Origin of the sequence: Nakamurella panacisegetis, from assembly GCF_900104535.1 — a bacterium.
GTDB lineage: Bacteria > Actinomycetota > Actinomycetes > Mycobacteriales > Nakamurellaceae > Nakamurella > Nakamurella panacisegetis.
The window spans coordinates 1,113,468-1,138,337 of the sequence record NZ_LT629710.1; the positions used below are offsets into that span (position 1 = coordinate 1,113,468).

Annotated in this window: 26 protein-coding genes; 13 read left to right on the forward strand and 13 right to left on the reverse strand. The window is 69.5% G+C overall.

The window, feature by feature from the left end:
• Positions 1 to 51: 51 nt before the first annotated feature.
• From BLS97_RS04805 to BLS97_RS04815, 3 genes are all read left to right on the forward strand, one after another.
• Entirely contained in the window at positions 52 to 1,452 is a 1,401-nt protein-coding gene (locus BLS97_RS04805; RefSeq protein WP_197676408.1) for a sugar ABC transporter substrate-binding protein, read from the forward strand.
• Positions 1,453 to 1,605: 153 nt separating this feature from the next.
• On the forward strand, positions 1,606 to 2,769 hold the full coding sequence (locus tag BLS97_RS04810; protein WP_090481330.1) for a carbohydrate ABC transporter permease: 1,164 nt from the start codon (positions 1,606 to 1,608) through the stop codon (positions 2,767 to 2,769).
• On the forward strand, positions 2,769 to 3,665 hold the full coding sequence (locus tag BLS97_RS04815) for a carbohydrate ABC transporter permease (RefSeq protein ID WP_197676409.1): 897 nt from the start codon (positions 2,769 to 2,771) through the stop codon (positions 3,663 to 3,665). The genes BLS97_RS04810 and BLS97_RS04815 overlap by 1 nt, the downstream gene beginning before the upstream one ends.
• A gap of 70 nt (positions 3,666 to 3,735) precedes the next feature.
• Here the strand turns inward: BLS97_RS04815 and BLS97_RS04820 are convergent, their stop codons facing one another.
• Complete coding sequence (locus tag BLS97_RS04820) at positions 3,736 to 4,602, reverse strand: aminotransferase class IV (RefSeq protein ID WP_157695189.1); 867 nt, start codon at positions 4,600 to 4,602, stop codon at positions 3,736 to 3,738.
• Between the two features lie 115 nt (positions 4,603 to 4,717).
• Between BLS97_RS04820 and BLS97_RS04825 the strand changes: the two genes are divergently transcribed.
• Together BLS97_RS04825 and BLS97_RS04830 are read left to right on the forward strand one after the other, a co-directional pair.
• A complete protein-coding gene (locus tag BLS97_RS04825) occupies positions 4,718 to 5,059 on the forward strand; it encodes a YciI family protein (protein WP_090474833.1) in 342 nt (113 codons plus the stop codon).
• Between the two features lie 20 nt (positions 5,060 to 5,079).
• Complete coding sequence (locus BLS97_RS04830) at positions 5,080 to 6,273, forward strand: RNA polymerase sigma factor (RefSeq protein ID WP_090474834.1); 1,194 nt, start codon at positions 5,080 to 5,082, stop codon at positions 6,271 to 6,273.
• Here BLS97_RS04830 and coaA read toward each other — a convergent pair.
• Entirely contained in the window at positions 6,270 to 7,283 is a 1,014-nt protein-coding gene (gene coaA, locus BLS97_RS04835; protein WP_090481333.1) for a type I pantothenate kinase, read from the reverse strand. The two genes, BLS97_RS04830 and coaA, sit on opposite strands and share 4 nt — an antisense overlap.
• A 113-nt stretch (positions 7,284 to 7,396) precedes the next feature.
• On the opposite strand from coaA, the gene ygfZ reads away from it, so the two are divergent.
• The 5 genes from ygfZ to BLS97_RS04860 all read left to right on the forward strand — a co-directional run bounded on the left by ygfZ (position 7,397) and on the right by BLS97_RS04860 (position 11,363).
• The gene (gene ygfZ / locus BLS97_RS04840; RefSeq protein ID WP_090481336.1) at positions 7,397 to 8,497 is read left to right on the forward strand and encodes a CAF17-like 4Fe-4S cluster assembly/insertion protein YgfZ; all 1,101 of its coding nucleotides are present in this window, start codon (positions 7,397 to 7,399) and stop codon (positions 8,495 to 8,497) included.
• Complete coding sequence (locus BLS97_RS04845) at positions 8,497 to 9,447, forward strand: threonine ammonia-lyase (protein ID WP_090474835.1); 951 nt, start codon at positions 8,497 to 8,499, stop codon at positions 9,445 to 9,447. Before ygfZ ends, BLS97_RS04845 begins: the two co-directional genes overlap by 1 nt.
• Entirely contained in the window at positions 9,440 to 9,943 is a 504-nt protein-coding gene (locus BLS97_RS22660; RefSeq protein ID WP_157695190.1) for a 3-keto-5-aminohexanoate cleavage protein, read from the forward strand. Before BLS97_RS04845 ends, BLS97_RS22660 begins: the two co-directional genes overlap by 8 nt.
• A 16-nt stretch (positions 9,944 to 9,959) precedes the next feature.
• Positions 9,960 to 10,913, forward strand: a complete 954-nt coding sequence (locus tag BLS97_RS04855; protein WP_090474837.1) for an asparaginase — start codon at positions 9,960 to 9,962, stop codon at positions 10,911 to 10,913.
• Positions 10,914 to 11,120: 207 nt separating this feature from the next.
• Complete coding sequence (locus BLS97_RS04860; protein WP_090474838.1) at positions 11,121 to 11,363, forward strand: DUF3073 domain-containing protein; 243 nt, start codon at positions 11,121 to 11,123, stop codon at positions 11,361 to 11,363.
• Between the two features lie 133 nt (positions 11,364 to 11,496).
• On the opposite strand, the gene BLS97_RS04865 is transcribed toward BLS97_RS04860, so the two are convergent.
• The 4 genes from BLS97_RS04865 to BLS97_RS04880 all read right to left on the reverse strand — a co-directional run bounded on the left by BLS97_RS04865 (position 11,497) and on the right by BLS97_RS04880 (position 15,426).
• Positions 11,497 to 11,670, reverse strand: coding sequence for a hypothetical protein (locus BLS97_RS04865; protein WP_157695191.1), 174 nt, complete (start codon positions 11,668 to 11,670; stop codon positions 11,497 to 11,499).
• Positions 11,671 to 11,809: 139 nt separating this feature from the next.
• Positions 11,810 to 12,907: a phosphoribosylformylglycinamidine cyclo-ligase gene (gene purM, locus BLS97_RS04870; RefSeq protein WP_172832214.1), complete on the reverse strand. Its 1,098-nt coding sequence runs from the start codon at positions 12,905 to 12,907 to the stop codon at positions 11,810 to 11,812.
• A 53-nt stretch (positions 12,908 to 12,960) separates the two neighbouring features.
• Positions 12,961 to 14,454 (reverse strand): amidophosphoribosyltransferase, encoded by a 1,494-nt coding sequence (purF, locus tag BLS97_RS04875; RefSeq protein WP_090481342.1) that lies wholly within the window; start codon positions 14,452 to 14,454, stop codon positions 12,961 to 12,963.
• Positions 14,455 to 14,700: 246 nt separating this feature from the next.
• Positions 14,701 to 15,426 carry a hypothetical protein gene (locus BLS97_RS04880; protein ID WP_157695192.1) on the reverse strand — a complete coding sequence of 242 codons (726 nt, stop codon included), beginning with the start codon at positions 15,424 to 15,426 and terminating at the stop codon, positions 14,701 to 14,703.
• On the opposite strand from BLS97_RS04880, the gene BLS97_RS04885 reads away from it, so the two are divergent.
• The gene (locus BLS97_RS04885) at positions 15,389 to 16,054 is read left to right on the forward strand and encodes a hypothetical protein (RefSeq protein WP_157695193.1); all 666 of its coding nucleotides are present in this window, start codon (positions 15,389 to 15,391) and stop codon (positions 16,052 to 16,054) included. The genes BLS97_RS04880 and BLS97_RS04885 overlap by 38 nt on opposite strands.
• Positions 16,055 to 16,230: 176 nt before the next feature.
• On the opposite strand, the gene BLS97_RS04890 is transcribed toward BLS97_RS04885, so the two are convergent.
• Complete coding sequence (locus BLS97_RS04890; protein WP_090481345.1) at positions 16,231 to 16,608, reverse strand: sterol carrier family protein; 378 nt, start codon at positions 16,606 to 16,608, stop codon at positions 16,231 to 16,233.
• Between the two features lie 60 nt (positions 16,609 to 16,668).
• Here BLS97_RS04890 and BLS97_RS04895 point away from each other — a divergent pair, with 60 nt between their 5' ends.
• Entirely contained in the window at positions 16,669 to 17,370 is a 702-nt protein-coding gene (locus tag BLS97_RS04895; protein WP_157695194.1) for an alpha/beta hydrolase, read from the forward strand.
• Positions 17,371 to 17,431: 61 nt separating this feature from the next.
• Here BLS97_RS04895 and BLS97_RS04900 read toward each other — a convergent pair whose 3' ends face one another.
• From BLS97_RS04900 to BLS97_RS04920, 5 genes are all read right to left on the reverse strand, one after another.
• Positions 17,432 to 18,163 carry a copper homeostasis protein CutC gene (locus tag BLS97_RS04900; protein ID WP_197676411.1) on the reverse strand — a complete coding sequence of 244 codons (732 nt, stop codon included), beginning with the start codon at positions 18,161 to 18,163 and terminating at the stop codon, positions 17,432 to 17,434.
• Positions 18,160 to 20,442 carry a phosphoribosylformylglycinamidine synthase subunit PurL gene (gene purL / locus BLS97_RS04905; RefSeq protein WP_090481351.1) on the reverse strand — a complete coding sequence of 761 codons (2,283 nt, stop codon included), beginning with the start codon at positions 20,440 to 20,442 and terminating at the stop codon, positions 18,160 to 18,162. Before purL ends, BLS97_RS04900 begins: the two co-directional genes overlap by 4 nt.
• Positions 20,443 to 20,471: 29 nt before the next feature.
• Complete coding sequence (gene purQ / locus BLS97_RS04910) at positions 20,472 to 21,182, reverse strand: phosphoribosylformylglycinamidine synthase subunit PurQ (RefSeq protein ID WP_090474843.1); 711 nt, start codon at positions 21,180 to 21,182, stop codon at positions 20,472 to 20,474.
• Positions 21,179 to 21,433, reverse strand: coding sequence for a phosphoribosylformylglycinamidine synthase subunit PurS (gene purS / locus BLS97_RS04915; RefSeq protein ID WP_090474844.1), 255 nt, complete (start codon positions 21,431 to 21,433; stop codon positions 21,179 to 21,181). Before purS ends, purQ begins: the two co-directional genes overlap by 4 nt.
• Positions 21,434 to 21,586: 153 nt before the next feature.
• Positions 21,587 to 22,777 carry an acyltransferase family protein gene (locus BLS97_RS04920; RefSeq protein WP_197676412.1) on the reverse strand — a complete coding sequence of 397 codons (1,191 nt, stop codon included), beginning with the start codon at positions 22,775 to 22,777 and terminating at the stop codon, positions 21,587 to 21,589.
• A gap of 66 nt (positions 22,778 to 22,843) precedes the next feature.
• Here BLS97_RS04920 and BLS97_RS04925 point away from each other — a divergent pair, with 66 nt between their 5' ends.
• Positions 22,844 to 23,593, forward strand: coding sequence for a CPBP family intramembrane glutamic endopeptidase (locus BLS97_RS04925; protein ID WP_090474845.1), 750 nt, complete (start codon positions 22,844 to 22,846; stop codon positions 23,591 to 23,593).
• 25 nt (positions 23,594 to 23,618) lie between these two features.
• On the opposite strand, the gene BLS97_RS04930 is transcribed toward BLS97_RS04925, so the two are convergent.
• Positions 23,619 to 24,767 (reverse strand): acetyl-CoA C-acetyltransferase, encoded by a 1,149-nt coding sequence (locus tag BLS97_RS04930; protein ID WP_090474846.1) that lies wholly within the window; start codon positions 24,765 to 24,767, stop codon positions 23,619 to 23,621.
• Positions 24,768 to 24,870: the final 103 nt, after the last annotated feature.

Consider the following 24,870-nt stretch of genomic DNA (forward strand, 5'->3'; position numbering starts at 1 on the left):
TCGATACCGCCCTGTTCGGCCAAGGGACAACCCCACAAGGAGAGAATCACCATGAAACGACGGCACGTCGGACACGTCACGCTCGCGGCAGCATCCCTCTCGATGCTGCTGCTGGCCACCGCCTGCGGCAGCTCGAGCAGCAGTTCCACGTCCAGCTCGGCCGGCAGCTCGGCGTCGGCCTCGGCTGTTCCGGCCGCCTCGTCCGCGGCCGGCGGTGCGTCGTCCTCCGGGGCCGCGAGTTCGGCCGCCGGTACCGCGAGTTCCGCCGGTGGCACGCCGAGTTCCGCCGGTGGCACCTCGGCCGCCTCGGGTGCGAAACTCCCGGCCGCCAACCTGAGCCTGCTGTTCGGTTCGTCCGGCACGGCCGAGACGAACGCGCTGAAGGCGGCGGCCGCCGCCTGGGGCAAGCAGTCCGGGTCGACCGTCACCGTCACGCCTGCCGCCAACGAGCAACAGCAACTGGCCCAGGGCTTCTCGGCCGGGACCGCGCCGGACATCTTCTACGCCGGAGCCGGGGACGTCGCCACCTACGCGAAGGCCGGGAACATGCTCGCGTACGGCGACCAGATGCCCAACAAGGGCGACTTCTACCCGACCCTGATCCAGTCGTTCACCGTGGGCGGCAAGCTGATCTGCGCGCCGAAGGATGTCTCCACGCTGGCGCTCTTCATCAACACCGAGGACTGGACCAAGGCCGGTCTCACCGACGCCGACATCCCGAAGAACTGGGACCAGCTGGCCGCGGTGGCCAAAAAGCTCACCTCCGGTGGGCAGGTCGGCCTGTCGATCGGCGCCACCCGCGATCGCATCGACGCGTTCCTCGCCCAGAACGGCGGCGGCCTGACCAGCGCCGACCAGAAGACGGCCACGGCCAACTCCGACGCCAACGTCGCCGCCCTGACCTACGTCAAGAAGCTGCTCACCGACGGGGTAATGAAGTTCCCGGGTGACCTGTCCGCCGGCTGGGCCGGTGAGGCCTTCGGCAAGAACAAGGCGGCCATGACGATCGAGGGCAACTGGTTGCTCGGCTCCATGAAGACCGACTACCCGACCATCAAGTACAAGGTCGTCGAACTTCCCACCGGCCCGACCGGAACCAAGGGCACGTTGGCCTTCACCAACTGCTGGGGCATCTCGGCGACGACCAAGAACTCCGCCCAGGCCGAGGCGTTCGTCCAGTACCTGACCTCGCCGTCCACCCAGATGACGTTCGCGGACGCCTTCGGTGTCATCCCGTCGGTGAAGACCGCCCAGGCGCAGTACCTGGCGAAGTACCCGTCGAACGCGCCGTTCGTCAACGGGATCGCCTACGCGCAGGGCGTTCTCACCGCACCCGGGACCAGTGCCGTGCTGTCCGACATGGACTCGCAGCTGGAGAAGCTGGCGACCAGCGACCCGAAGACGATCCTGAACAGCGTCCAGGACAACCTCTCGACCGCCCTGGGTGGCTGACCTTCCGCGTCCCGGAAGGTGAACCCGTGATCCGGCACTGAACACCAGTGCCAGCAAGGCGTCGTGCCGGCCGGAGGTGGAACTCCGGCCGGCACGACGATCAGCGTTCCGGTGGCGGTGCGCTCAGGCAATCCCGATGATCAGGAGTCAGTGATGACCGTCGAATCCGCCCTCCCGGCCGAGACCGAGTCCCCGGCCTCTCCACGGCCGTCGAAGAAGTCCACGCGCGGCGGCGTCCGGGGGCGCGAGGGACTGGCCGCATGGCTGTTCATCTCACCGGTGCTGATCATCGTCGGTGTGTTCCTGGTTCTGCCCGCCATTCTCGCCCTCTGGGTCTCGTTCTCGAACTGGAGCGGAAAGGGTTCGCCGATCGGCGCCGGCTTCGTCGGCTTCGACAACTACAACACCCTGCTCGCCCACAAGGGTTTGGCTCAGAAGGACCTGGGAACGTCGCTGCGCAACAACCTGTACTACGTCATCCTGGTCGTGCCCCTGCAGACGGCACTGGCCCTCGGCCTGGCACTGATCCTGAACGCGCGTCGCCTGAAGGGAAAGGGCTTCTTCCGAACGGCGTTCTACTTTCCGTCGGTCACCTCGTCGGTGGCCATCGTCACCGTGTTCCTGTTCATGTTCTCCGGGAGCGGCGTGATCAACGCGGTGCTGAAATGGTTCGGCATCAACGGGCCCACCTGGTTCTCCCGGCCGGACGGCGTGCTCCAGCTGATCCTGTCCGGGCTCGGCATCGTCGACAAGAACAACCCGCCGGCCTGGCTGACCGCCCACCACCTCCTCGGCGTCACCTGGTACGACTGGCTGGCCGGACCGTCGATCGCCATGTGCGCCTTGATCTTCCTCGCAGTGTGGACGACCGGCGGCACCTTCATGCTGATGTTCCTGGCCGCGTTGCAGGACATCTCGGACGACATGTTGGAAGCCGCCTCGATCGACGGCGCGACCGGGTGGCAGGCGTTCCGGAAGGTCATTCTTCCCAGCCTGCGCCCGACGCTGTTCCTGGTGATCACCCTGGGGCTGATCGGAACCTGGCAACTCTTCGACGCGGTCTACCTCGCCGGCCAAGGCGCGCCGTCCAAGACCACGCTGACCCCGGCCTTCCTGTCCTACTCGACCTCGTTCAACGACGGCAACTGGGGCCAGGGCGCCGCCATCTCCTTCATCCTGGTCGCCATCATCATTCTGATGAACCTGCTCCAGCGCCTGATCATGCGCGAACGCCGGACCCTCCCGAAACGCCGTCGATTCACCGGTCCCGACGCGGCCACCGCGAAGTCCCTGCCGCAGCCTCGAGTGGAGTCATGATGAGCACCCGCACCACACCGCCGCGCGCGCCGCTTTCGGTCCCGGACACGCTCAAGCCCCCTCGCTCGGGCAAGAAGATCGCCTTCCAGGTCGCTGCCTACCTGGTGCTGATCCTGTTCGCGCTGATCTACATCTTCCCGTTCCTGATCGAGATCGGTTCCGCGTTCAAGACGGATGTGGACGCCAACAACAATCCACTCAATCCGATCCCGCAGACCTGGACGACGGCCGCCTTCCACAAACTCGCCGACGCCAATTTCGCCCGGTGGTTCACCAATTCGACGATCATCGCGCTGGTCGTCACGGCGGGGCGGGTGTTCTTCGACTCCCTGGCCGGTTACGCGTTGGCCCGTCTGCACTTCCGCGGTCGAGCGGCGATCAACGGCGCGATCATCGCCGTGATGGCGATCCCGAGCGTCGTGCTGCTCATCCCGAAATTCCTGGTCCTGGTGCAACTGCATCTCACCAACAGCTACCCGGGCATGATCATTCCATTGATGGCCGACGCCGCCGGCGTATTCATCATGCGCCAGTTCTTCATCAACATCCCGGCCGAGGTGGAGGAGGCCGCCCGCATCGACGGCGCCGGCACGTTCAAGGTGTTCTGGCGGGTCGTCCTGCCGATGGCCCGGCCGGCCGTCATCACCCTGACCATCCTGTCCTTCCAGGGGTCCTGGAACGAGTTCTCGTTCTTCCTGGTCGCCAACAACAATCCGAATCTGGATACCCTCACCACCGGCGTCGCCACCCTGATCGGAGGGGGCGAGGGGGCGTCGAACCAGTTCCCGTTCAAGCTTGCCGCCGCCCTGCTGATGACGATCCCGACCGCCGTCGTGTTCTTCGTCTTCCAGCGCTACTTCATCCGCGGGGCCAGCTCGGGGGCGGTCAAGGGCTGATCCGGACCGTCCCGGGCCGCGCCGGCTCGGCTTCCGCCTCGCCGGTGGGACCGGCACCCGGCCGCTGGAGTCAACGCGGCGGGGCATCCAGCAGATCGAGAAGTTCCCCCGCGCGCTCGGCACCCGGCCGGGGCACCTCGTCGATGCTGGTCACCGGGGCGACCAGACGGACGCTGGAGACCAGGAAAACCCCGTCCGCGGCGGACAGGTCGTCCGGGGTCAGTCGCTCGTAGGCGGTCGCCCAACCAGCGTCCTGCGCCGCCCGAATGAGCCGCACCACCGTGATCCCGTCGAGAATTCCGTCCAACGGCGGGGTCACCAGGGTGCGGTCGCGCACGACCACCACGGTGGCCGTCGGCGCTTCCATCACCGCGCCGTCCCTCCCGACGAAGATGACGTCGTCCGCGCCCATCGACCGGGCATGCCGCAACGCCGCCATGTTCACCGCGTACGACAGGGTCTTGGCCGAGGTCAGCATCCACGGGGCGGCCGCCGCATCGGAACCGGCGAAACCGCGGTCGAGCAACAGCACCGCGACGCCTTGGACCCGTTGGCGCAGCACCTCGTCCGGGACCGGCGTGCCCGTCACGTAGCAGGTGGGCGGCGCGCCGGCCGGGCCCCGGGTGGACACCAGGCGCAGCACCAGGTCCCCGCCGGGAAATGCCCCGAGCACGGCGTGCACCCCGTGGAGCCAGTCGGCGTCCGGCGGCCCCTGGAAGTCCAGCATCGTCGCCGATTTGGCCAACCGGGCCAGGTGCTCCGGAAGATCCCGCGGTTGTCCGCCCTGAACCAGGATCGTCTCGAAGACCCCCTCGCCGCGCATCGCGCCGGCGTCGTCCGGCCGCAGCAGCGGCTCGGCTCCTGATCTCACCCGGCCGTCGAGCAGGCCGACCACCATGGAGGAAGGATGATCGGGGACCGCGGTCGGTTCGGACACCGGATGAGCGTAAGCGCGTGAGAAACAATTCCGGCCGGGAAGGTCGATCGGCCCGGCCGCTGTTCGAGTAGAGCGCGCCACCGGAAGGTCCGGTGGCCCGAGGAGGATGAACGACATGAAGCAGTACCTGCTGAGCGTCTACGAGCCCGCCGGTCCGGCCCCGGCACCGGAAGTGCTGGAACCGATCGTGAAGAACGTGCTCGATCTGGATGCCGAGATGCGCGCCGCCGGCGTCTGGGTGTTCGCCGGCGGGCTGTTCCCGCCGAGCACCGCCACCACCCTGCGCCCGACCGCCACCGGCGTCACCACCACCGACGGACCGTTCGCCGAGGGCAAGGAACATCTCGGTGGGTTCAGCATCATCGCGGTCGACGACCTCGACGCGGCATTGGCGTGGGGTCGCCGCCTGGCCGAGGCCACCACCCTGCCGATCGAGGTACGGCCCTTCCAGGGCTGACCCGGCGGGCCACCCGGTACATGGACATCGATCGGATCTTCCGAGCCGAGTACGGCCGGGCGGTGGCGGTACTGGTGCGGGTCCTGGGCGACATCACACTCGCCGAGGACGCCGTCCAGGAGGCCTTCGCGGTGGCCGCCGAGCAGTGGCCGTCCCGCGGTCTCCCGCCCAGTCCGGCCGGCTGGATCATCACCACCGCTCGTCATCGGGGTATCGACCGTCTGCGGCGGGAGACCAACCGGGCGGCCAAGGAAGCGGCCGCCCTGATCATCGAACCGGAACCGGCCCAGGAGAGCGATGTGCGGGACGACCAGTTGCGCCTGATCTTCACCTGCTGCCACCCGGCGCTGGCCCCGCACGCGCAGGTCGCGTTGTCGCTGCGGCTGCTCGGCGGCCTCACCACGGCCGAGGTCGCCCGGGCGTATCTGGTGCCGGAGTCCACCATGGCGCAGCGGCTGGTCCGGGCCAAGGGCAAGATCCGCGACGCCGGCATCCCGTACCGGGTGCCGGGCGCATCCGAACTGCCCGCGCGGCTCGACTCGGTGCTGACGGTCATCTACCTGATCTTCAACGAGGGCCACACGGCCAGTTCGGGCGACCGGCTGGTGCGGGACGACCTGTGCCGGGAGGCGATCCGCCTGGCCCGGCTGGTCACCGGTCTGATGCCTGACCAGCCGGAGGCCATGGGGCTGCTCGCCCTGCTGCTGCTGAGCGACTCCAGACGCGCAGCTCGCTGCGACGACGGCGGGCACCTGGTGCGCCTGGGCGACCAGGACCGGTCGGCCTGGGACGCGTCCCTGATCGACGAGGGTCAGCGGCTGGTCCGCGAATGCCTGCGGATCGGGCGCCCTGGGCCGTACCAGCTGCAGGCCGCGATCAGTGCCGTGCACAGCGACGCACCGGTGGGCGCCCTGACCGACTGGTGGCAGATCCTGCAGCTGTACGACCAGCTGTGGACGGTGCTGCCGACGCCGGTGGTGGCACTGAACCGGGCGGTCGCCGTGGCCGAGGTGCACGGTCCGGAGACGGCCCTGACAGTCCTCGACGGCCTGGAGCTGGCCGACTTCCATCTGTTCCACGCCATCCGGGCCGACCTGCTCCGGCGTCTCGGCCGCGCCGCGGACGCGCGGGCCGCCTACGACCGGGCCATCAGCCTGGCCGGCAACGCCGCCGAGCGCGAATTCCTGCATTCGGCCCGGGCGGACCTGCGCTAAAGCTTGCGCAACCGGACCTTCGTCACCGCGTGGTCCGGGCCCTTGGTGAGCACCAGGTTGGCCCGTCCCCGGGTGGGCAGGATGTTTTCGACCAGGTTCGGGGCGTTGATGCTGTCCCAGAACCGGGCCGCCAGTTCGACCGCCTCCTCGTCGGAGAGCACCGCGTACCGCGCGAAGAACGAGTCGGGATGGGAGAACGCGGTCTGCCGCAGGCTCAGGAAGCGGTCCGTGTACCAGCGCTTGATGTCGGCGGTCTCGGCGTCCACGTAGATGGAGAAGTCGAAGAAGTCGCTGACGGCCAGGGCGCGGCCCTCGTCGTCGAGCCGGGCCGGCTGCAGCACGTTCAGGCCCTCGACGATCAGGACGTCGGGGCGATGCACGACGACCTCTTCGTCGGGCAGGATGTCGTACGTCAGGTGGTCGTACTTGGGCGCCCGGACCTCGGCCGCCCCCGACTTGACCTCGGCGACGAAGCGCAGCAGCGCCCGCCGATCGTAGGATTCAGGAAACCCCTTGCGGGACATCAGGTCACGTTCCTGCAGCACCGCGTTCGGGTACAGGAAGCCGTCGGTGGTGACCAGCTCGACCCTGGGGGTGTCGGGCCACCGGGCCAGCATCTCGCGGAGCACCCGGGCGGTGGTCGACTTCCCCACCGCGACGCTGCCGGCCACGCCGATGACGAACGGGGTCCGGGACGACTTCTCGCCCAGGAACGTGGACGTGACCTTGTGGAGCTCGCCGGTGCCGTTGGAGTACAGGTTCAGCAGTCGGGACAGCGGCCGGTAGATGGTGTCCACCTCGGCCAGGTCGATCGGATCCCCCAGGCCGGACACCCGGTCCAGCTCCGCCTCGGTCAGCGGCAACGGGGTGGCCTTGGCCAGCAGCGCCCACTCGGCCCGGTCGAGCTCGACCCAGGGCGTCACGCCGTTGAACACGGGCGGACTCTGCACGGCCGTGGAGCCGCCGGTCCGGACGTGTGGAGAAGGGTTGACCTCGTCGTCACCTGCCATGATCTGAAGATCATGCCGCTTCGGGGCGCAGGCCACCCAATTCGTCCGGTGTGACCTGGGCCGCAATCGCGACGTCGAACGGGGCCCCCGCGGTGCGCGCCTACGATGGTGACGTGTCCGCCCCCTACCGTTCGCCGCTGCTGTCCTTCCCCGACGCCGTCGCTTCCGGCGACGCCGACGGGCCCGATCAGGGCATCGCGTGGCACTACGGCGACCCGGTCGGTGAACAGCGGGCCGCCGTCCGGTCGGCTGCCCTGTTCGATCGGTCCCACCGCGGCCTCATCGCCGTCACCGGCCCGGATCGGTTGACCTGGCTGAACACGCTCACCAGTCAGCTGCTCACCGGCCTGGGCGAAGGGGCGAGCACCGAGGCCCTCGTGCTCTCCCCCAACGGCCACGTCGAACACCACATGGGTGTCACCGAGATCGGCGAAATCACCTACCTCGACACCGAACCGACCGACACCGCCGGGTTGCTCAAGTACCTGACCATGATGGTGTTCTGGTCGAAGGTCGAGTTGACCGAACCGGACCTGGCCCAGTTGCGCGTCATCGGGCCGAAAACGTCCGAGATCGTGTCCGCCACCGGCCTGCTGGATGCCCCGGTCGATCGTGCCGTGCCCCTGGGCGCGGGCGGGTTCGCCCGGCCGACCGCCGGCGGCGTCGACCTGTTCGTCCCGCTGATCGCGCTGGCCAACACCGCCGCCGCACTCACCGCGGCCGGAGCCCGCGCCGCCGGCAGCTGGGCCGCCGACGCGCTGCGCATCGAGTCCCGCACCCCTCGCCTGGGGATCGACACCGACGAGAAGACCATTCCGAACGAGGTCACCTGGCTGGCCGAGGCGGTGCACCTCAACAAGGGCTGCTACCGCGGGCAGGAGACGGTGGCCCGGGTCAACAACCTGGGCCGGCCGCCACGGAAACTCGTACTGCTGCACCTGGACGGTTCGGCTGATCGCCTGCCGGCCCCGGGTTCGACGGTCACCACCGCCGAGGGCCGGGTCGTGGGCCGGATCGGCACCGTGGCCCACCACCACGAGGACGGCCCGATCGCGCTGGCCATGATCAAGCGTTCACTGCCGGCCGGCACCCCGCTGTTGGCCGACGGCGTCGACGCGGCGGTCGATCCCGACGATCTGGTCGACGAGACGCCGTCCGGGCCACCGCAGTCGGCGCTCGATCGGCGTACCTTCACCGACATCCGGCGCCGCTGATGCCGTCGCTGGTGACCCTCGACGAGATCACCGATGCTGCCGCTCGCATCGCGTCACTCGCGGTGAGAACGCCGCTGCTGGCGTCGCCTTGGCCCGGCCTGTGGCTCAAACCCGAAGGGCTGCAACCGATCGGGGCGTTCAAGATCCGGGGCGCGGTGACCGCCATGTCCCGCCTGGACCCGGACGTACGGTCCCGTGGGGTCCTCGCGCACTCGTCCGGGAATCACGCGCAGGCCGTGGCCTACGCCGCGCGGGCCTTCGGGGTCGATGCCCACATCGTCATCCCCGACAACGCCCCGGCCCGCAAGATCGAGGCCACCCGGGCCCTCGGGGCAACGGTCGAGCTGGTACCCGTCGAGCAACGGTTCAGCCGCCCGGCCGAGCTGGCCGCCGAGACCGGCAAGGCGATGATCGCGCCGTTCGACGACCGCAACGTGATCTCGGGGCAGGGCACCATCGGCCTCGAGATCGCCGCCGACCTCCCGGGCGACCTGGCCTACGTCCTGGTCCCGGTCTCCGGCGGTGGCCTGATCTCGGGCATTGCCGCGGCGTTGGCCGCACTGCGCCCCGAGGTGAAGGTGATCGGCGTCGAACCGGAGCTGGCCGCGGACGCCGCCGACTCCTTCCGCTCCGGCGAGCGGCGCCTGTGGGAATCGGCCGACACGGCCCGGACCATCGCCGACGGACTCCGGACCCCCGGCGTCGGCGAACTGCCCTGGGAGCACATCCGCACCCAGGTCCACGACATCATCACCGTCACCGAGGACGAGATCATCGATGCCACCCGCCGCCTCGTAGTCGACGCCCGGCTGGTGGCCGAACCGTCGGGCGCGGTGGCCACCGCGGGCTGGCTGCACCACCGAGACCGGTTGCCGGCGGGGAATGCGGTGGCCATCGTCTCCGGCAGCAACATCGACCCGGCCGTGTTGGCCATGGTGCTCGGTGCCTGAGTCCCCCGGCACGTTGATCACCGTCGCTCCGGCGCCCGGTCCGATCGGACACCTGCTGCGCACGGCCATCGACGCCGAACAGGTCGGGGCGGCCCGCTTGCACCTGTCCCCTGACCAGCCCGAACTCGAGGCTGCGATCACCGCCCTGCGGGGCCAGACCCGGCTGATCCTGACCAGCGCGGCCGACGTCGCCGGGCTGGACCGCGTCACCTCCGGCTTCATCGACCGGCAACTTCAGGACGGTGACGACCTGCCGGCCCTGGTGGTGGACGTGGCCGGACTGGTCGCCGCCCACCCGTCGGGCGTGAGCCTGTGCGGCGCCGGATCGGCCGCCCTCCCGGTGCTGCTGGCCGCCCTGGCGTCCGGTGGACATCTGACGGTCGCTTCCACGACGCGGGACCATGCCGCCCTGGTGGCGCGGGCGAGCGGGTTGGCCCGGATCGCCGGACGACCGCCGCTCGATCGCGCGGCCGCACGAGACCTGCTGGGCCTATGAGAGGACAAGAGTGTCGATGAGCACGCCGGTCGAGCTGGTGCGGGTGATGCGCTCCGGTTTTCACGAAGGCAGTCACTACGGAGCGGTGGTGGTGACCGACACGGACGGCTCGGTACTGCACGCCCGTGGGGCGGTGGACGCGCCGGTGTTTCCGCGATCGTCCAACAAGCCGTTCCAGGCCGTGGCCATGCTGCAGGCCGGCGCCCAACTGGACGGAGCCGACCTGGCCATCTCGGCCGCGTCCCACTCCGGTGAACCGATGCACACGTCACGGGTCCAGGCCATGTTGGACCGGGTGTCACTGGGCGAGGGAGATCTGGGTTGCCCGGAGGCGTTGCCGCTCAACGAGGCGGCCCGCAACGAGGTGATCGCCGCCGGTGGCGCGCCGCGGCGGATCTACATGAACTGCTCCGGCAAACACGCCGGCATGCTGGCCGCGTGCGTCGAGCACGGTTGGGATGTGGCGACCTATCTGCAGACCGACCACCCACTGCAGCTCTCGGTGCGCGACCAGGTCGCTCGGCTGTCCGACGAGGTGCCGTCGGCGGTGGGTATCGACGGCTGCGGGGCGCCGCTGTTCGCGATCTCGCTGCTCGGCCTGGCCCGCGCATTCGGCAGGGTCAACGCGGCCGCCCGCGACACTGCGGAACATGCTGTCTCGCAGGCGATGCGGGAGTACCCGGAGATGGTCGGCGGCACCGGGCGGGAGGACACCCGGTTGATGCGGGCGCACTCCGGGCTCCTGGTCAAGGGCGGTGCCGAGGGCGTGCACTGCGCCGCGCTGGCCGATGGCCGGACGGTGGCCGTCAAGATCACCGACGGCGGCGATCGCGCCCGGATGCCGGTACTGGTGGCCGGCCTCCGGATGCTCGGCCTGGAGTCGGATCTGCTCGACGAACTCGGCACCGGTGTGGTGCTCGGCGGCGGTCATCAGGTCGGCACGGCGGAGCTGGCACCCGGGGTGTTCTGACCGGTCCGGTCACCCGCTCGGGCGCGGGCGACTCCGGGCCGACCGCCATTGGGTAACCAGGGCGTTGCTCCGGTCGGTGTGGCACAGGCGACCGGCCCGGGCGGGTGGGAGCGCCCCTGTAGAACCTGTACGATTGAGCTACGACTGACAACAGATGCCGGGGCCGCCGTTGGGCCGCCCCGCTTTAACGTGCAAGGGGGTCCGCTCATGGGGCGAGGCCGTCAGAAGGCAAAGCAGACGAAGGTTGCCCGGGATTTGAAGTACCACGAATCCTCGTTCGACCCCAACGCTTTGACTCAGGAACTTCGCGGGATCCCGGTTCACCGACCGGCTCCTGTTGTCAAGGACGAGAGCGAGGAAGACTCGCTCTACGCCAAATACATGGTCGATGATGACGACGACGAGGATGACGGCCCGGTGGTCTACGCCAACGGGTCATCGCGTCGCTGACCGGTAGCCCGTTCCATCACCCGAGGTGCTGCGTGGTTGCAGCCTGCCTGCGCAGCGGTTCGAAACGTTCAACCACGCGGGAATCTGGCCCCTGATCGGCGGTCGAATTCCCGCGTGGTCGGCGCTGCGCGCCTCAGCGGGTCGGTGACGCTTGCGTGCTGGAGGCCGAGATGGTCGGCGGGGTCGGTTCCACGCCGTTCCGGGCGGTGGTGAGCAAGGCGGCAGAGCTGGAGTCCGCCGCGTTCGGTGCGGTGGCGACGTCCAGCCCACTCGCCGTCGCGACCTGCACCAGCTCGTCTGCGGTCATCGGCAGTTGAACCATCCTTGCGCATGGATCAACTTCATCGATTTGGGACGGGTGGGACGCGAGTCGTCACTTTCGTCCATGCCTGCGAAGTTGATCCATGCGGACCACGGGCGAACGGTGCTGTGGGGGCAGGCGGGGACTAGAAGCGCGGGTGGTCCCCGGAGAGGGTGGCCCGTGACTGCTCGTGGCCGGAGCGCTCAACGGTCCCCAGGACGACGGACGGCACGTGACGGGCGGTCAGCACGGCCATGGCGCGATCGACGTCATCGGCGCCGATGATGGCCACCATGCCGATGCCCATGTTGAACGCCTTCTCCATCTCCTCGCGCTGCACCCGGCCGTGACCGGCGATGTAGCCGAAGACAGGCAATGGCGTCCAGGCCCGACGGTCCATGACGGCCGTCAGACCGGACGGGATGATGCGCCCCACGTTGCCGGCCAGGCCGCCGCCGGTGATGTGCGCGTAGGCGTGGATGTCGGTCTCGCGGGCCAGCCGCAGGCAGTCCAGCGCGTAGATGCGGGTCGGTTCGAGAAGTTCCTCGCCGAGGGTCCGTCCGAACTCCTCCACGTGTCCCTCCAGCGACAGCCGGGCGATGTCCAGCAGCACGTGCCGGACCATCGAGTAGCCGTTGGAGTGGACCCCGGAGGACTCCATCCCGATGACGACATCGCCCGGGCGGACGCGGTCCGGGCCCAGGATGTCGTCGGCCTCGACCACGCCGACCGCGGTGGCGGCCAGGTCGTAGTCCTGCGGAGCCATCAGACCGGGATGTTCGGCCGTCTCGCCGCCGACCAGCGCACAACCGGCCTTGACACAGCCGTCGGCGATGCCGGAGACGATCGACGCGATCCGCTCCGGATCGAGCTGGCCGCACGCGATGTAGTCCTGCAGGAACAGCGGCTCGGCGCCGCAGGCGACCAGGTCGTCGACGACCATGGCGACCAGGTCGATCCCGATGGTGTTGTGGACGTCCAGGGCTTGCGCGATGGCCGACTTGGTGCCGACCCCGTCGGAGGACGAGGCGAGAACGGGGTCCCGGAACCGGTTGATCGGAAGGCGGAACAGCGACGCGAAGCCACCGATCCCACCCATCACCTCGGGGCGATGGGTCTTCTCGGTGTACGGCTTCATCAGGTCGACGGCCTCTTCGCCGGCGGCGATCGAGACGCCGGACCCGGCGTATGTCGCCCCGGATCCGATCGGGTGCCGCTGATGGCCGGATGCATGCGTGTTCACAGTGGTGGGGATCTCCGTTCGGACTTCCGGTGTACGTGCGGGCGTGACGCGGACTACGGCCGGCTCAGCGCGGTCTGCGCGCCGTTCGCGTGGCCGTTGACCAGGTGACCGCCGGTGACCCCGCGGCCGATGCCCTCCAGGACATGCTTGCCGACCTGGTCCGGGATGGTGATCGGGTACTCGCCGGAGAAGCAGGCCGTGCACAGCCGGTTGCGTGGCTGCTCGGAGGCGATGACCAGCGAGTCGAGGGAGATGTAGCCCAGGGTATCGGCGCCGATGGAGCGCCGGACGTCCTCGACATCGCTGGAACTGGCGATCAACTCGGCTCGGGTGCCGAAGTCAAGACCGTAGAAGCAGGGCCATCGCACCGGCGGGGAGGCGATCCGGACGTGCACCTCGAGGGCGCCGGCCTCGCGGAGCATCCGGACCAGCGCCCGCTGGGTGTTGCCGCGGACGATCGAGTCGTCGACGACGACCAGGCGCTTGCCGCGGATCACGTCGCGCAGTGGGTTCAGCTTGAGCCGGATACCGAGCTGCCGGATGGTCTGCGACGGCTGGATGAAGGTGCGGCCCACGTAGGCGTTCTTGACCAGGCCCTGGCCGTACGGAATACCCGACTCCTGCGCGTAGCCGATGGCGGCCGGCGTGCCGGATTCGGGCGTCGGAATGACCAGGTCGGCCTCGATCGGCGACTCCAGGGCCAGCCGGCGGCCGATTTCGACCCGGGTCGCGTGCACGCCGCGGCCGGAGATGCTGGTGTCAGGGCGGGCCAGGTACACGTATTCGAAGACGCAGCCCTTGGGCTCGGCCGACGCGAAGCGCTCGCTGCGGATGCCGTCCTCGTCGATGGCCAGCAACTCGCCCGGCTCCACCTCACGGACGTAGGACGCGCCGACGATGTCCAGGGCGGCGGTCTCGGAGGCGACGACCCACCCGCGGTCCAGCCGGCCGAGCACCAGCGGGTGGACACCGTGCGGGTCGCGGGCCGCATAGAGGGTGTGCTCGTCACAGAAGACGAAGTTGAAAGCGCCTTTGAGGGTCGGAAACAGGCTGAGCGCGGCCGCTTCGATCCCGACGTCGGTGGCCGCGTGGGCCAGCAGACGGGTCACGATGTCGGAGTCGGTGGTCGCCTTGGACTTCGACGGCTTGCCCGACAGCCGCTGCGCCTGGAGCGACAGTTCGGCCGTGTTGACCAGATTGCCGTTGTGCCCCAAGGCCAGACCGGAGCCGACCGAGGTGTTCGCGAAGGTGGGCTGAGCGTTCTCCCAGCTGCCGGACCCGGTGGTCGAGTAGCGGCAGTGCCCGACGGCGATATGGCCCTTGAGCGCGGACAGGGTCTGCTCGTCGAACACCTGCGACACCAGGCCGAGATCCTTGAAGACGACGATCTCGCTTCCGTCGGCAACGGCGATGCCGGCTGCCTCCTGACCGCGGTGCTGGAGGGCGTACAGGCCGTAGTAGGTCAGCTTCGCGACTTCCTCGCCCGGGGCCCACACCCCGAAGACGCCGCACTCCTCCTTGGGACCCTGGTCCTGCGCGGCATCCATCTCAGGATCGCGAGGCTGGTCGATCACGCTCAGCGGGAGGCTGGTTCGCGGATGGTTCGTCGTCGGGATGGATGTGGTCGGTGACTGACCGGTACCCACGTAACCGTGCTCCTGTCGAAGGCGCGAGTGTGTGCAACATTGGGGAACATCGGTACCCCATCCTACCCGGTGGACCGCCCCACCCGGCCCGGCCTGAACGAACTCGTCCGGGCGGTCGGTGGACGCGGTGATCACCCAGCGCAAGCATCAGGACGGCGGCAGGGCCGCCCGCACGGTGCGGGTGAGGCCGGCCACCAGGGCCTGGGCGCCGGGGTCATCGGTCAGCTCCCGCGCCGTCGCGAGCTTGGTGTACGAGACGTCGTTGGCCGCCGTGGACAGCACGACGATGATCTGGTTCGCCGTGAATCCCATCGTGTGGATCGCCATGACGCCGCCCAGGCAGCATCCCCAGCCCTGCTTCGACCCGGTCCCGGGGATCGCGTTGACACCGAAATTCTGATCGAACCCGTCGGCCCCGGTGTCCAGCGAACCCTCCATGGCCTCGGTGAACCAGGACGAGGTGCGGCTGTCGCTCAGCAGCTGGTAGAGGAAGGACGCCTGGTCGTGGGCGGAGATCTGCACGTCACCCCAGTACCGGGGTTCCGGCGACGGGGAGGTTTCGTCGAGGTCGTATCGGGCGGCCATCCTGGTGATGATCGCGGCCCGGCCGTCGTCGTCGTAGAACTCCTGGGCGATCGAGTCGTCGGACGCGACGATCATCTGGCGTAGCTGGGAGAGGGTGTCCGGGGCCACGTTCTCGATGCCACCGGCCTGATCGATGACATCGGCGGCCAGGAACAGCTTCACCAGGCTCATCGACGGGACATCCCGATCGGCGTCGATCGACGTGGTGACCGACCCGGTCTGACGGTTCATCACGACCACGGACTGGGTGATGCCCTCGTCCGCCGCCTGGTCAACCGCCTCCTGCACCTCGTTGCTGGTGTCGGGGGCCGGGTGGGCCAATGCGCTCGCGCTGGCCCGGCGCTCCGACGCCCGGCTCGCAGCGGCACTGCTGGCGGCGGCGCTACTGCTCGCCGCACTCGCGGCGGCACTGCTCGCGGCGGCGCGGCTCGCCGCACTGGCAGCGGCACTGCTGGCGGCCGCACTGCTCGCGGCCGCTCCGCTCGCCACCGCTCGGGAGGACGAGGCAACCGCCGCGCTGCTGCTCGACGCATCACTGCGGGCCGCCGCGCTACTCGCCGCGGCCCGACTGGCGGACGCGCTCTCCAGGGCGGCGCTGGACGATGCGGCAGCCTCGAGTTCGGCACTGTTCGGCGCGGCCGGGCTGGGTGCCCCACTCCCCGCAGCCAGCGCGGGGACGGTGACGGTGCGACCAGCGGCGACGCCCACGCCGGAGGCCACCTGCGCCAGCGAGACCGCGGTCGGCGTCCTGGTCGATTCCTTGGCCTCGGACCGCACCGCCGTTGTGACCACCGCGACCGCCACCACCAGCACGGATCCCGCAGCGACGGAGAGGGCGGCACGCAATCGCACGGGCGCTGTCCTCTCGAGTTCGCACGGGGCGCGGCCAGCACGGGCCGCCGGAAGCGGAGCGTGACCGGTTCCCGGGTGCCGGTGCTCGGCCCCTCCGGCGGAGCCTGACCGGTCGACTGTGGTCGGCCGTGTGCCCGGCCTGTGCCACAGCTGTCAATGCTGCGCGATGCGAAAGAAAATTCAGGCGAAGCGCGCCGCGGAGGTCGCCGAAACCTGAGCCGGACGCCTGCGACCGACGCATCAGCGCATCGGCAGGAAGTCCCCCAGATCGGCGCGGGTACCACTGGCCCGCACCCGGCCCGCGGCCACGACGTCGACCCAGGTCACGGCCCCGACGGCCAGAGCCAGCCAGGTCGAACCGTCCATCTCGATGACGTTCGGTGGCGTCCCTCGGGTGTGCCGGATCCCGTCGAAGGCCTGCACCGCCGAATACGGTGGGACCCGGATCTCGACCGATTTGCCCGGGTGCTGCTGCCCGAAGTACAGCAGTGTGGCCCGCACCAGTTCCTTCATGGTCGCCCGGTCCGCCTCGGGCCGGCCGTCCTGGTCGGCCGGCAGGGCGTCGATGGCCCGGAGTGCCGCCTCGGCGTCCTGCTCCGTCACCGCTCGCCTGGCCATGGATTCACCATAGATCCCGCGCGGACCCATCCCGTCCGAGCGCGGCGGAGAATGAGAAGGGTGATCAACTCACCCGACGGCGCCGCGTTGTCCCAGACCTCGGATCCGGCCGACGCGAGCCGCGTTGTCCTCGTCGTCCACGGCGGCGGGACCGATTCCGTCATCGCCACGAGCTGGCTGAACCTGGCCGTACTGCGGCTGTGGCCGTTCGCCCGCAGCATCGCCCGGCGCGACGCGTCGGCCGCGGTCTACCGACTGAGATTCGCCGTCCGCGGCTGGAACCGTACCGGCGAGGCGGCCCTCCGCGACGCGCACTGGGCGCTGGCCACCCTTCGGGAGCGTCATCCCGGCCGACCGATCGTGCTGGTCGGACACTCGATGGGCGGCCGGGTGGCCCTGCTGACCGGCGGGGACGCCGACGTGGCCGGGGTCGTGCTGCTGGAGCCGTGGGCCCCGTCGGATGAGCCGGCCGATCAGTTGGCCGGGGTCCCGACCGTCATCATTCGCGGCGGGCACGACCGGGTCATCCCGCCGGCCACGACGAACCCCTGGATCGCCCGGGCCAGGCACACCGGAGCACGGGTCGACGAGACCCTGCTGCCGTGGGCCGGACACGCGATGTTGCGACGGTTCTGGGTGTGGCACCGCCTGGCCGCCGACGGGGTGGAGTCGATACTGGCCGCGACGCAGGCCGAGGACGCAACGGGCACCCGCGGCCCCCATGAGCGGCCGGTCAGCCCGTTGCTGAGTGAGGGCTCCTGACCGGGAGGCACCATCCATCAAGCGACGGTGACCGGACGAGCCGCGGTCAGAGCCGGCGCGATCAGGGCAGATCGGTCACAGCGACGACCGTAGCCCGGACCAGATCGGCGGAGGTCTCGTAGCGCTCGCCGCCGTCCAGCGGGCCGGTGAGCGGCCCTCGGCCCTGCGCTACGGCGATCGGCCGACGGGCCGAGAAGTGGATCTCCCGAGCTCCGGTCGCCCTGACGATGTCCGCGGCGTTGGCCGGGGTGACGCCGCTGCCGGGCATCACCACGAGTTCGTCCCCGGCCCGGCGGATCAGCTCGGCCAGCAGCGTCAGGCCCTCCTGGGCGGTTGGCCGGGCGCCAGACGTCAGCAACCGGTTGACACCCAGCTCCAGCAGAACATCCAGGGCGGCCAACGGGTCTCGCGTGGCGTCGAAGGCCCGGTGAAAGGTGACGGGCACGTCCTGAGCAGCGTTGAGCAGGCGCGTCATGGCGGGCAGGTCGATGTCGCCCGCCTCGGTGAGCGCGCCGATCACCACCGATCGGGCGCCCTTGTCGATCGCGTGCTCGACATCCTTGGCCATCACCCGGATCTCGTCCCGGTCGTAGACGAAATCGCCGGCCCGGGGCCGGATCAGCACATGAGTGTCGATGACGTCGACCACGGACTCGATCAATCCGGCCGACGGGGTGATGCCGCCCAGCTCCAGCGCGGCACACAGTTCGATCCGGTCGGCCCCGCCCGTCACGGCGGCCCTGGCCCCCAGGGTCGACTGCACGCAGACCTCGGTCCCGATCACGGTGGTCACCCGAAGATGGCCGGCAACGTCCCCTCCCACGCTCGCCGCAGATCCGTCAGCGACAACTTCGCCACGTCCTGGATGTCCAGGAACTCACCTTCGGGGTTGTCGGCATCGACCACCCCGATCCGGACGAAGGGCTGTCGACGCATGCTGCACATCTCGGTGAACCGGAGCTCCTCGGTCCGCGGCACGGCGACCAGAACGCGCGCCGAGCTCTCCGAGAACAGGGCCACGAACGGATCCATTCCTTCCGGAAGCACAAGGCGCGCACCGGTTTCCCCGGTCAGGCACATCTCGACCGCCGCTTGGACCAGGCCACCCTCGGACAGGTCGTGGGCCGCCGAGACCATGCCGTCCCGTGATCCGGCGAGCAGGATCTCGGCCAGCAGTCGCTCGGCCTCCAGATCCACCTTGGGCGGCCGCCCGCCCAGGTGTCCGTGCACCACATTGGCCCATTCGGAACCGTCCAGCTCGTCCCTGGTCTCGCCGAGCAGGATGAGCGTCTCGCCGTCCTCGTGGCCGATCCCGGGCACGATCCGGCGCCGCACGTCGTCGATGACGCCGAGCACGCCGACCACCGGAGTCGGCAGGATGGCCGTGCCCCCGGTCTGGTTGTACAGGCTGACATTGCCGCCGGTGACGGGGATCCCGAGCACCGCGCACCCGTCGGCGATGCCATGGATGGCCTGGCTGAGCTGCCACATGACGCCCGGGTCCTCCGGCGAACCGAAGTTGAGGCAGTCGGTGACGGCCAGCGGGGTGGCGCCGGTGGTGGCCACGTTCCGGTAGGCCTCGGCCAGCGCCAACTGGGCGCCGGAGTACGGGTCCAGCATCGTGTACCGGCCGTTGCAGTCGGTGGACATGGCCACGCCCCGGTAGGACTCGTCACTGATCCGGATGATGCCCGAATCGCTGGGCTGGGCCAGCACGGTGTTGCCGCGCACGTACCGGTCGTACTGGTCGGTGATCCAGGCCCGGCTGCAGAGGTTCGGCGAGGCGACCATCTTGAGGATCAGCGCCTCCAGTTCGTCCCGCGAGGGCCGCGGCAGGTGCGCAGACGCGTTGGCCTGCAACGCATCCTGGCCTTCCGGGCGCTGCACCGGGCGATTCAGCACCGGCCCGTCGTGGGCCACCGTACGCGGCAGCACATCGACAACGACCTCGCCGTGGTGCGTGATGACCAGGCGCCCGGTGTCGTTCACCTCGCCGATGACGTCGGCCTCCACCTCCCACTTGGCGCACACGGCCAGGAAGGCATCGACCTTGTCCGGGGTGACGACCGCGCACATACGTTCCTGCGACTCGCTGGACAGAATCTCCACGGCCGTCATGTTCTCCGCGCGCAGCGGCACCTGGTCGAGGTCGACCAGCATGCCGCCGTCGCCGGCGGCGGCCAGTTCCGATGTGGCGCAGGCCAAACCGGCCGCGCCGAGATCCTGGATGCCGACCACCAGTTGAGCCTTGACCACCTCGAGGGTGCATTCGATCAGGATCTTCTCGGCGAACGGATCGCCGACCTGGACGCTCGGCAACTTCTTGCGGGCCGGGCCGGAATCGTCACCGTCAAAGGTGGTGGAGGCCAGAACCGAGGCGCCACCGATGCCGTCGAGGCCGGTACGGGAGCCGTACAGGATCACCTTGTTGCCGTTGCCGCTGGCCTGCGCGGTGTAGAGGTCGGCGGCACGCAGGACGCCGATGCTCCCCGCGTTGACCAGCGGATTGCCGGCGTAGGAGGCGTCGAACACGACCTCGCCACCGATGTTGGGCAGGCCCAACGAGTTTCCGTAGCCGCCGACCCCGCCGACGACGCCGTGCACGACCCGCTGCGAGTCCGGCGCGTCGGCCGGGCCGAAACGCAACTGATCCATGACGGCGACCGGGCGGGCTCCCATGGCCAGGATGTCGCGGACGATGCCGCCCACGCCGGTGGCCGCGCCCTGGTAGGGCTCGACGAACGACGGGTGGTTGTGCGATTCGACCTTGAACGTGACGGCCCAACCGTCACCCACGTCGACCACTCCGGCGTTGTCGCCGATCCCGGCCAGCATCTTGGACTTCATCTCCGGGGTGGTGGTCTTCCCGAAGTAGGACAGGTGCACCTTGGAGGATTTGTACGAGCAGTGCTCGGACCACATCACCGAGTACATCGCCAGTTCGGCCGCGCTCGGTCGCCGGCCGAGAATCTTCCGGATCGAGGCGTACTCGTCGTCCTTCAGGCCGAGCGCGGCGTAGGGCTGCACCTCGTCCGGCGTCCGCTGGGCGATGGCGACCGTGTCCTGCGACAGGGCGGGTGAGGGTGCAGCGGGCGTGAAGGTCACGCGGAGACTCCCAAGAGGTGGTCGACGACGGACAGGAAGAAGCCCATTCCGTCGTCGGTGGGGCCGGTCAACGGGTCGATGGCGTGTTCGGGGTGCGGCATCAGGCCGGCTACGCGTCCGTCGGCGGAGCAGATGCCGGCGATGTCACGCTCGCTGCCGTTCGGGTTGGCCGGCGCGGTCGAGCCGCCGGCCAGGCTGGGCACGTAGCGGAACAGCACGCGCCCCTCGCCTTCGAGCTCGTCGAGGACGGACTCGGAGGCGACGTAGCGCCCTTCGGCGTTCTTCATGGGGATCAGGATGTCCGCCCCCGGCTGGAACCGGCTGGTCCAGACGGTGCTGGTGTTCTCCGCCCGCAGCCACTGGTCGCGGCAGAGGAACTTCAGCCCGGCGTTGCGGACCAGGGCACCCGGCAACAGCCCGGCCTCGCACAGCACCTGGAAGCCGTTGCAGATACCGAGTACCGGCAGGCCGCCCTTGGCCGCCTCGACCACGGACCGCATGACGGGGGTCTGCGCGGCGATGGCCCCGGCCCGGAGGTAGTCGCCGTAGGAGAAGCCACCCGGGACGACGATCGCGTCGACCCCCTTGAGGTCGGCGTCGGCGTGCCACAGCGGCACCGCCTCGGCCTCGGCGTACCGCACCGCGCGGGCGGCGTCCACGTCGTCGAGGGTGCCCGGGAAGGTGATGACGCCGATCCGTGGGCTCACTTGGCGGTCTCGGGCTCGGCGATACGGGTGACGGTCCACTCCTCGATGACCCGGTTCGCCAGCAGGTGCCCGGCGATCTCCTCGAGGTCCTCGTCGGACACGGTGTCGTCCACCTCGAGGTCGAAGTGCTTGCCCTGGCGCACCGAGGTGACCCCTGGGTGGCCGGTGCGGGTCAGCGCGGCGAGGATCGCCTTGCCCTGCGGATCGAGGATCTCGGACTTGATGACGACATCAACTGCCACGCGCGCCACGGCGGTGGTCCCTTCTTCAGGTTTACGGACCAGCGGGAGAACGTGCCCCAGTTTATCCGGCTCCCGGGGCCGGTCCGGCCACGGTGCCGCGGGCGGCCGGTGGCCGGCCGGCGGCCGGCGATGCTCCGGCGAGCGGGTCGCCGCCGGGGCCGGTCAGCCGGCGAGACGAGTGGCGTCGGGACGGTGGGGACGAGCGCGACGACGGGAGAAGAGGTAGATCACGGGCAGGGTGGCCAGCAGCGGGCCGACGATCGACACCGGGCGGAGCAGCCACCAGGTCAGGGTCGGCTCCACGCCCTCGATCCGGAGGCCGAAGATCGACCATTCGACCGCGCGGGACAGGGCCATTCCGGTGGTGTGGAACAGGAACAGCGGCAACGCGAAACGGGTCAGGACGCCCATACTGCGGGCGAACCAGCCACCGGAGGCCAGCCGGTGCAGCACGAAGGGTCGGATCAGCTCGGCCACGCCGATCTGGAACAGGGTGAGCGCCAGGATGCACACGGTGGGCGGCGCCATGTTCGATCCCTGCCCCGGCACGCCGACCATGGAACCCGGATACAGACCCGAGAACACCAGCCCGACCAGCAGAAACAGCCCGACGAAGGTCATCGCCCAGGCCTGCTGCCGGGACTTGGCCGGTTGGTAGGCCCAGTCCGGGACGCCGTCGGGGACAGAGCGCGGCGCCTGGTCGAGGCCGGAGATCCGGCGGTGGAAGTAGCCGAGCTGGAAGGCGAAGCCCCAGACGAACACCATGTTGATCCACTCGACGTACGGCACCTGGTACCGGAATCGCAGGATGTCCACCAGCACGGCCAGGCCACCCAGCCAGACCAGGACCAGGACGTCGAACCGGCGGTGCAGCCAGACGGTGACCGGCATCATCGCCACGAAGAACAGGTAGGTGGCGACGAACCACAAGGGTGAGACCACCATCAGGACGGCGCGGCCCATCCAGTCGAGGTTGAACACGCTACCGACGATGATGCCGAGCACGATCCACACTCCGAGGAGCGCGGCCGACGGCACCGCCAGTTCACGGGCCTGACGGAGCGCGAAGTGCCAGATGCGATCACCGCGGGCAGCGGCCCGCTGCCATGCGGTCAGGTGCACGTAGGCCCCGATGTAGAAGAACACCGGCAGGACCTGCAGCAACCAGGTGAGAATCCAGATCCCGGAGGTGAAGCCGAGCGGACTGGTGGCCGTCGGGCCCTTCGCGCCCCAGATCAGGATCGTGAAACACCAGTGCCAGAGAATGACGACCATCAACGAGAAGGCGCGCAGGAAATCCGCGTACGGATCGCGCCGGGCCAGCTTCGACGCGCTGGTCGGTGAAATGGCCACCGAACCTCCCCATTCACCCTGTCCGCTCGCGCCGCATTTCTATGGGTACTGGTCCACCATAGGAGCATGGCGTCGACACCCGCAGCCCAGTTGGCCGAGGAAGCCGAACCGACTCGCGGCCGACGACTGATCGCGCTGGCCATCGTCATTCCATTGCTGGCCCTGAGCAACGTGATGTCCAACCGGGTGCTGCCGGAGTGGGCCTATGTGCCGTGGAACCTGAGCATGGGCGTCGCGTTGCTGCTGATCGCCCGGCGGGCCGGTGAGGGTCAGCGGGCCGTCGGGTTGCACATCCGGCAGTGGCGGCGGCCGATGGGAGTCGGCATGCTGCTGGTGTCCGGGGTGGCGCTGATCTTCGGGCTCGGCATCGCGATCCCGGCCACCCGCGTCGCCTTCCTCGACTCGCGGGCGTCCAGCCCGTCCCTTGCGGTCATGCTCTACCAGACCTTGGCCCGGATCCCGCTGGGCACCGTGTTCCTGGAGGAGGTGGCCTTCCGGGGGGTGCTCCCGGCCCTGCTCGGGTCGTCCCCGGCGCTGCGGTGGCGCTGGTGGCCGGTACTGGGCGCGTCATTCCTGTTCGGGTTGTGGCACATCCTGCCGTCGCTGGGCATCGCCCGCGGCAACGCGGCCGTCGCTTCCGCGCTCGGCGGCGACCAACTGGTGGCGACGGTGCTGGCCGTCGTCGCGATGATGGCCGCCGGGATCCTGCTGTGCGCCCTGGTCCGACTCGGGAAAGGCATCAAGACGACGATGTTGGTGCACTGGTCGACCAACTCGCTCGGCTTCCTGGCCGCGTGGCTGGTCATCAAGCACTGAAGACCCGAAGCGGACAGCCCGACGGTTACAGGCGCTCGATGATGGTCACGTTGGCCTGACCGCCGGCCTCGCACATGGTCTGCAGCCCGTACCGGGCGCCCCGGCGTTCCAGCTCGTGCAGCATCGTCGTCATCAACTTGGCGCCGGTCGCCCCGAGCGGGTGACCGAGGGCGATCGCGCCGCCGTTGACGTTCACCTTGGCCGGGTCGGCACCGGTCTCGGCCAGCCAAGCGAGCACCACGGGCGCGAATGCTTCGTTGATCTCGACGATGTCGATGTCGTCGATGGTCAGCCCGGTGCGGGCCAGGGCGTGTGCGGTGGCCGGGATCGGGGCGGTCAGCATGATGATCGGGTCGTCGCCGCGGGCCGAGATGTGGTGGATGCGGGCTCGCGGCGTGAGGCCGTGTTCGGCCACCGCCCGCTCCGAGGCCAACAGCAGCGCGGCCGAACCGTCGGAGATCTGCGATGCCATGGCGGCGGTGATCCGGCCGCCCGGGGTGAGCGGCTTCAGGGAGGCGATCTTGGCCCGATCGGGGACCCGCGGACCTTCGTCGGCCAGCAGACCAGCCAGCGGCTCGATCTCCCGATCGAAGTAGCCGGCGGCCTGAGCGGCCAGCGCGCGCTCGTGCGAGGTGATCGCGAACTCCTCCATCACCTCGCGCGTCAGGCCCCACTTCTCGGCGATCATCTCGGCTCCGTGGAACTGCGAGACCGGCTGGTCACCGTAGCGCTGTGTCCACCCGGTGGAGCCGGAGAACGGATCGGGGAAGCCGAGTCCGGCCGCGGCCGCCGTGGCCGACATCATCGGTATGGCGGACATGTTCTGGACGCCGCCGGCGACGACCAGATCACTGGTTCCGCTCATGACGGCCTGTGCGGCGAAGGAGATGGCCTGCTGGGCCGAACCGCACTGGCGATCGATCGTGGTACCCGGGGTCGACTCCGGAAGTCCGGCGGCCAGCCAGCTGGTGCGCGCCACATCCATCGCCTGCGGCCCGATCTGGTCCAAGCAGCCGAAGATCACCTCGTCCACTGCGGCCGGGTCGACCCCGCTCCGCTCGACGACCGACTTCATCGCGTGGGCCCCGAGGTCCGCCGAATGCACCTTGGCCAGTCCGCCGTTGCGGCGGCCGACGGGCGAGCGGACGGCGTCGATGATGTAGGCCTCGGCCATGGAAGAACTCCCTCGTTCTGCTGCCTGCGGAAACCGCCTCGGGGCTGGTTACCCGAGAGTAACCTGACGCTCGAGCACCTGGCCGGTCCGGAACCACGTGATC

Coding starts and splice junctions, on each gene's coding strand:
- BLS97_RS04805 (WP_197676408.1), top strand. CDS start 52: ATGAAACGACGGCACGTCGGACACGTCACGCTCGCGGCAGCATCCCTC.
- BLS97_RS04810 (WP_090481330.1), top strand. CDS start 1,606: ATGACCGTCGAATCCGCCCTCCCGGCCGAGACCGAGTCCCCGGCCTCT.
- BLS97_RS04815 (WP_197676409.1), top strand. CDS start 2,769: ATGAGCACCCGCACCACACCGCCGCGCGCGCCGCTTTCGGTCCCGGAC.
- BLS97_RS04825 (WP_090474833.1), top strand. CDS start 4,718: ATGAAGCAGTACCTGCTGAGCGTCTACGAGCCCGCCGGTCCGGCCCCG.
- BLS97_RS04830 (WP_090474834.1), top strand. CDS start 5,080: ATGGACATCGATCGGATCTTCCGAGCCGAGTACGGCCGGGCGGTGGCG.
- coaA (WP_090481333.1), bottom strand. CDS start 7,283: ATGGCAGGTGACGACGAGGTCAACCCTTCTCCACACGTCCGGACCGGC.
- BLS97_RS04845 (WP_090474835.1), top strand. CDS start 8,497: ATGCCGTCGCTGGTGACCCTCGACGAGATCACCGATGCTGCCGCTCGC.
- BLS97_RS04855 (WP_090474837.1), top strand. CDS start 9,960: ATGAGCACGCCGGTCGAGCTGGTGCGGGTGATGCGCTCCGGTTTTCAC.
- BLS97_RS04860 (WP_090474838.1), top strand. CDS start 11,121: ATGGGGCGAGGCCGTCAGAAGGCAAAGCAGACGAAGGTTGCCCGGGAT.
- BLS97_RS04865 (WP_157695191.1), bottom strand. CDS start 11,670: ATGACCGCAGACGAGCTGGTGCAGGTCGCGACGGCGAGTGGGCTGGAC.
- purF (WP_090481342.1), bottom strand. CDS start 14,454: ATGGATGCCGCGCAGGACCAGGGTCCCAAGGAGGAGTGCGGCGTCTTC.
- BLS97_RS04885 (WP_157695193.1), top strand. CDS start 15,389: ATGCCCTCGTCCGCCGCCTGGTCAACCGCCTCCTGCACCTCGTTGCTG.
- BLS97_RS04890 (WP_090481345.1), bottom strand. CDS start 16,608: ATGGCCAGGCGAGCGGTGACGGAGCAGGACGCCGAGGCGGCACTCCGG.
- BLS97_RS04925 (WP_090474845.1), top strand. CDS start 22,844: ATGGCGTCGACACCCGCAGCCCAGTTGGCCGAGGAAGCCGAACCGACT.
- BLS97_RS04930 (WP_090474846.1), bottom strand. CDS start 24,767: ATGGCCGAGGCCTACATCATCGACGCCGTCCGCTCGCCCGTCGGCCGC.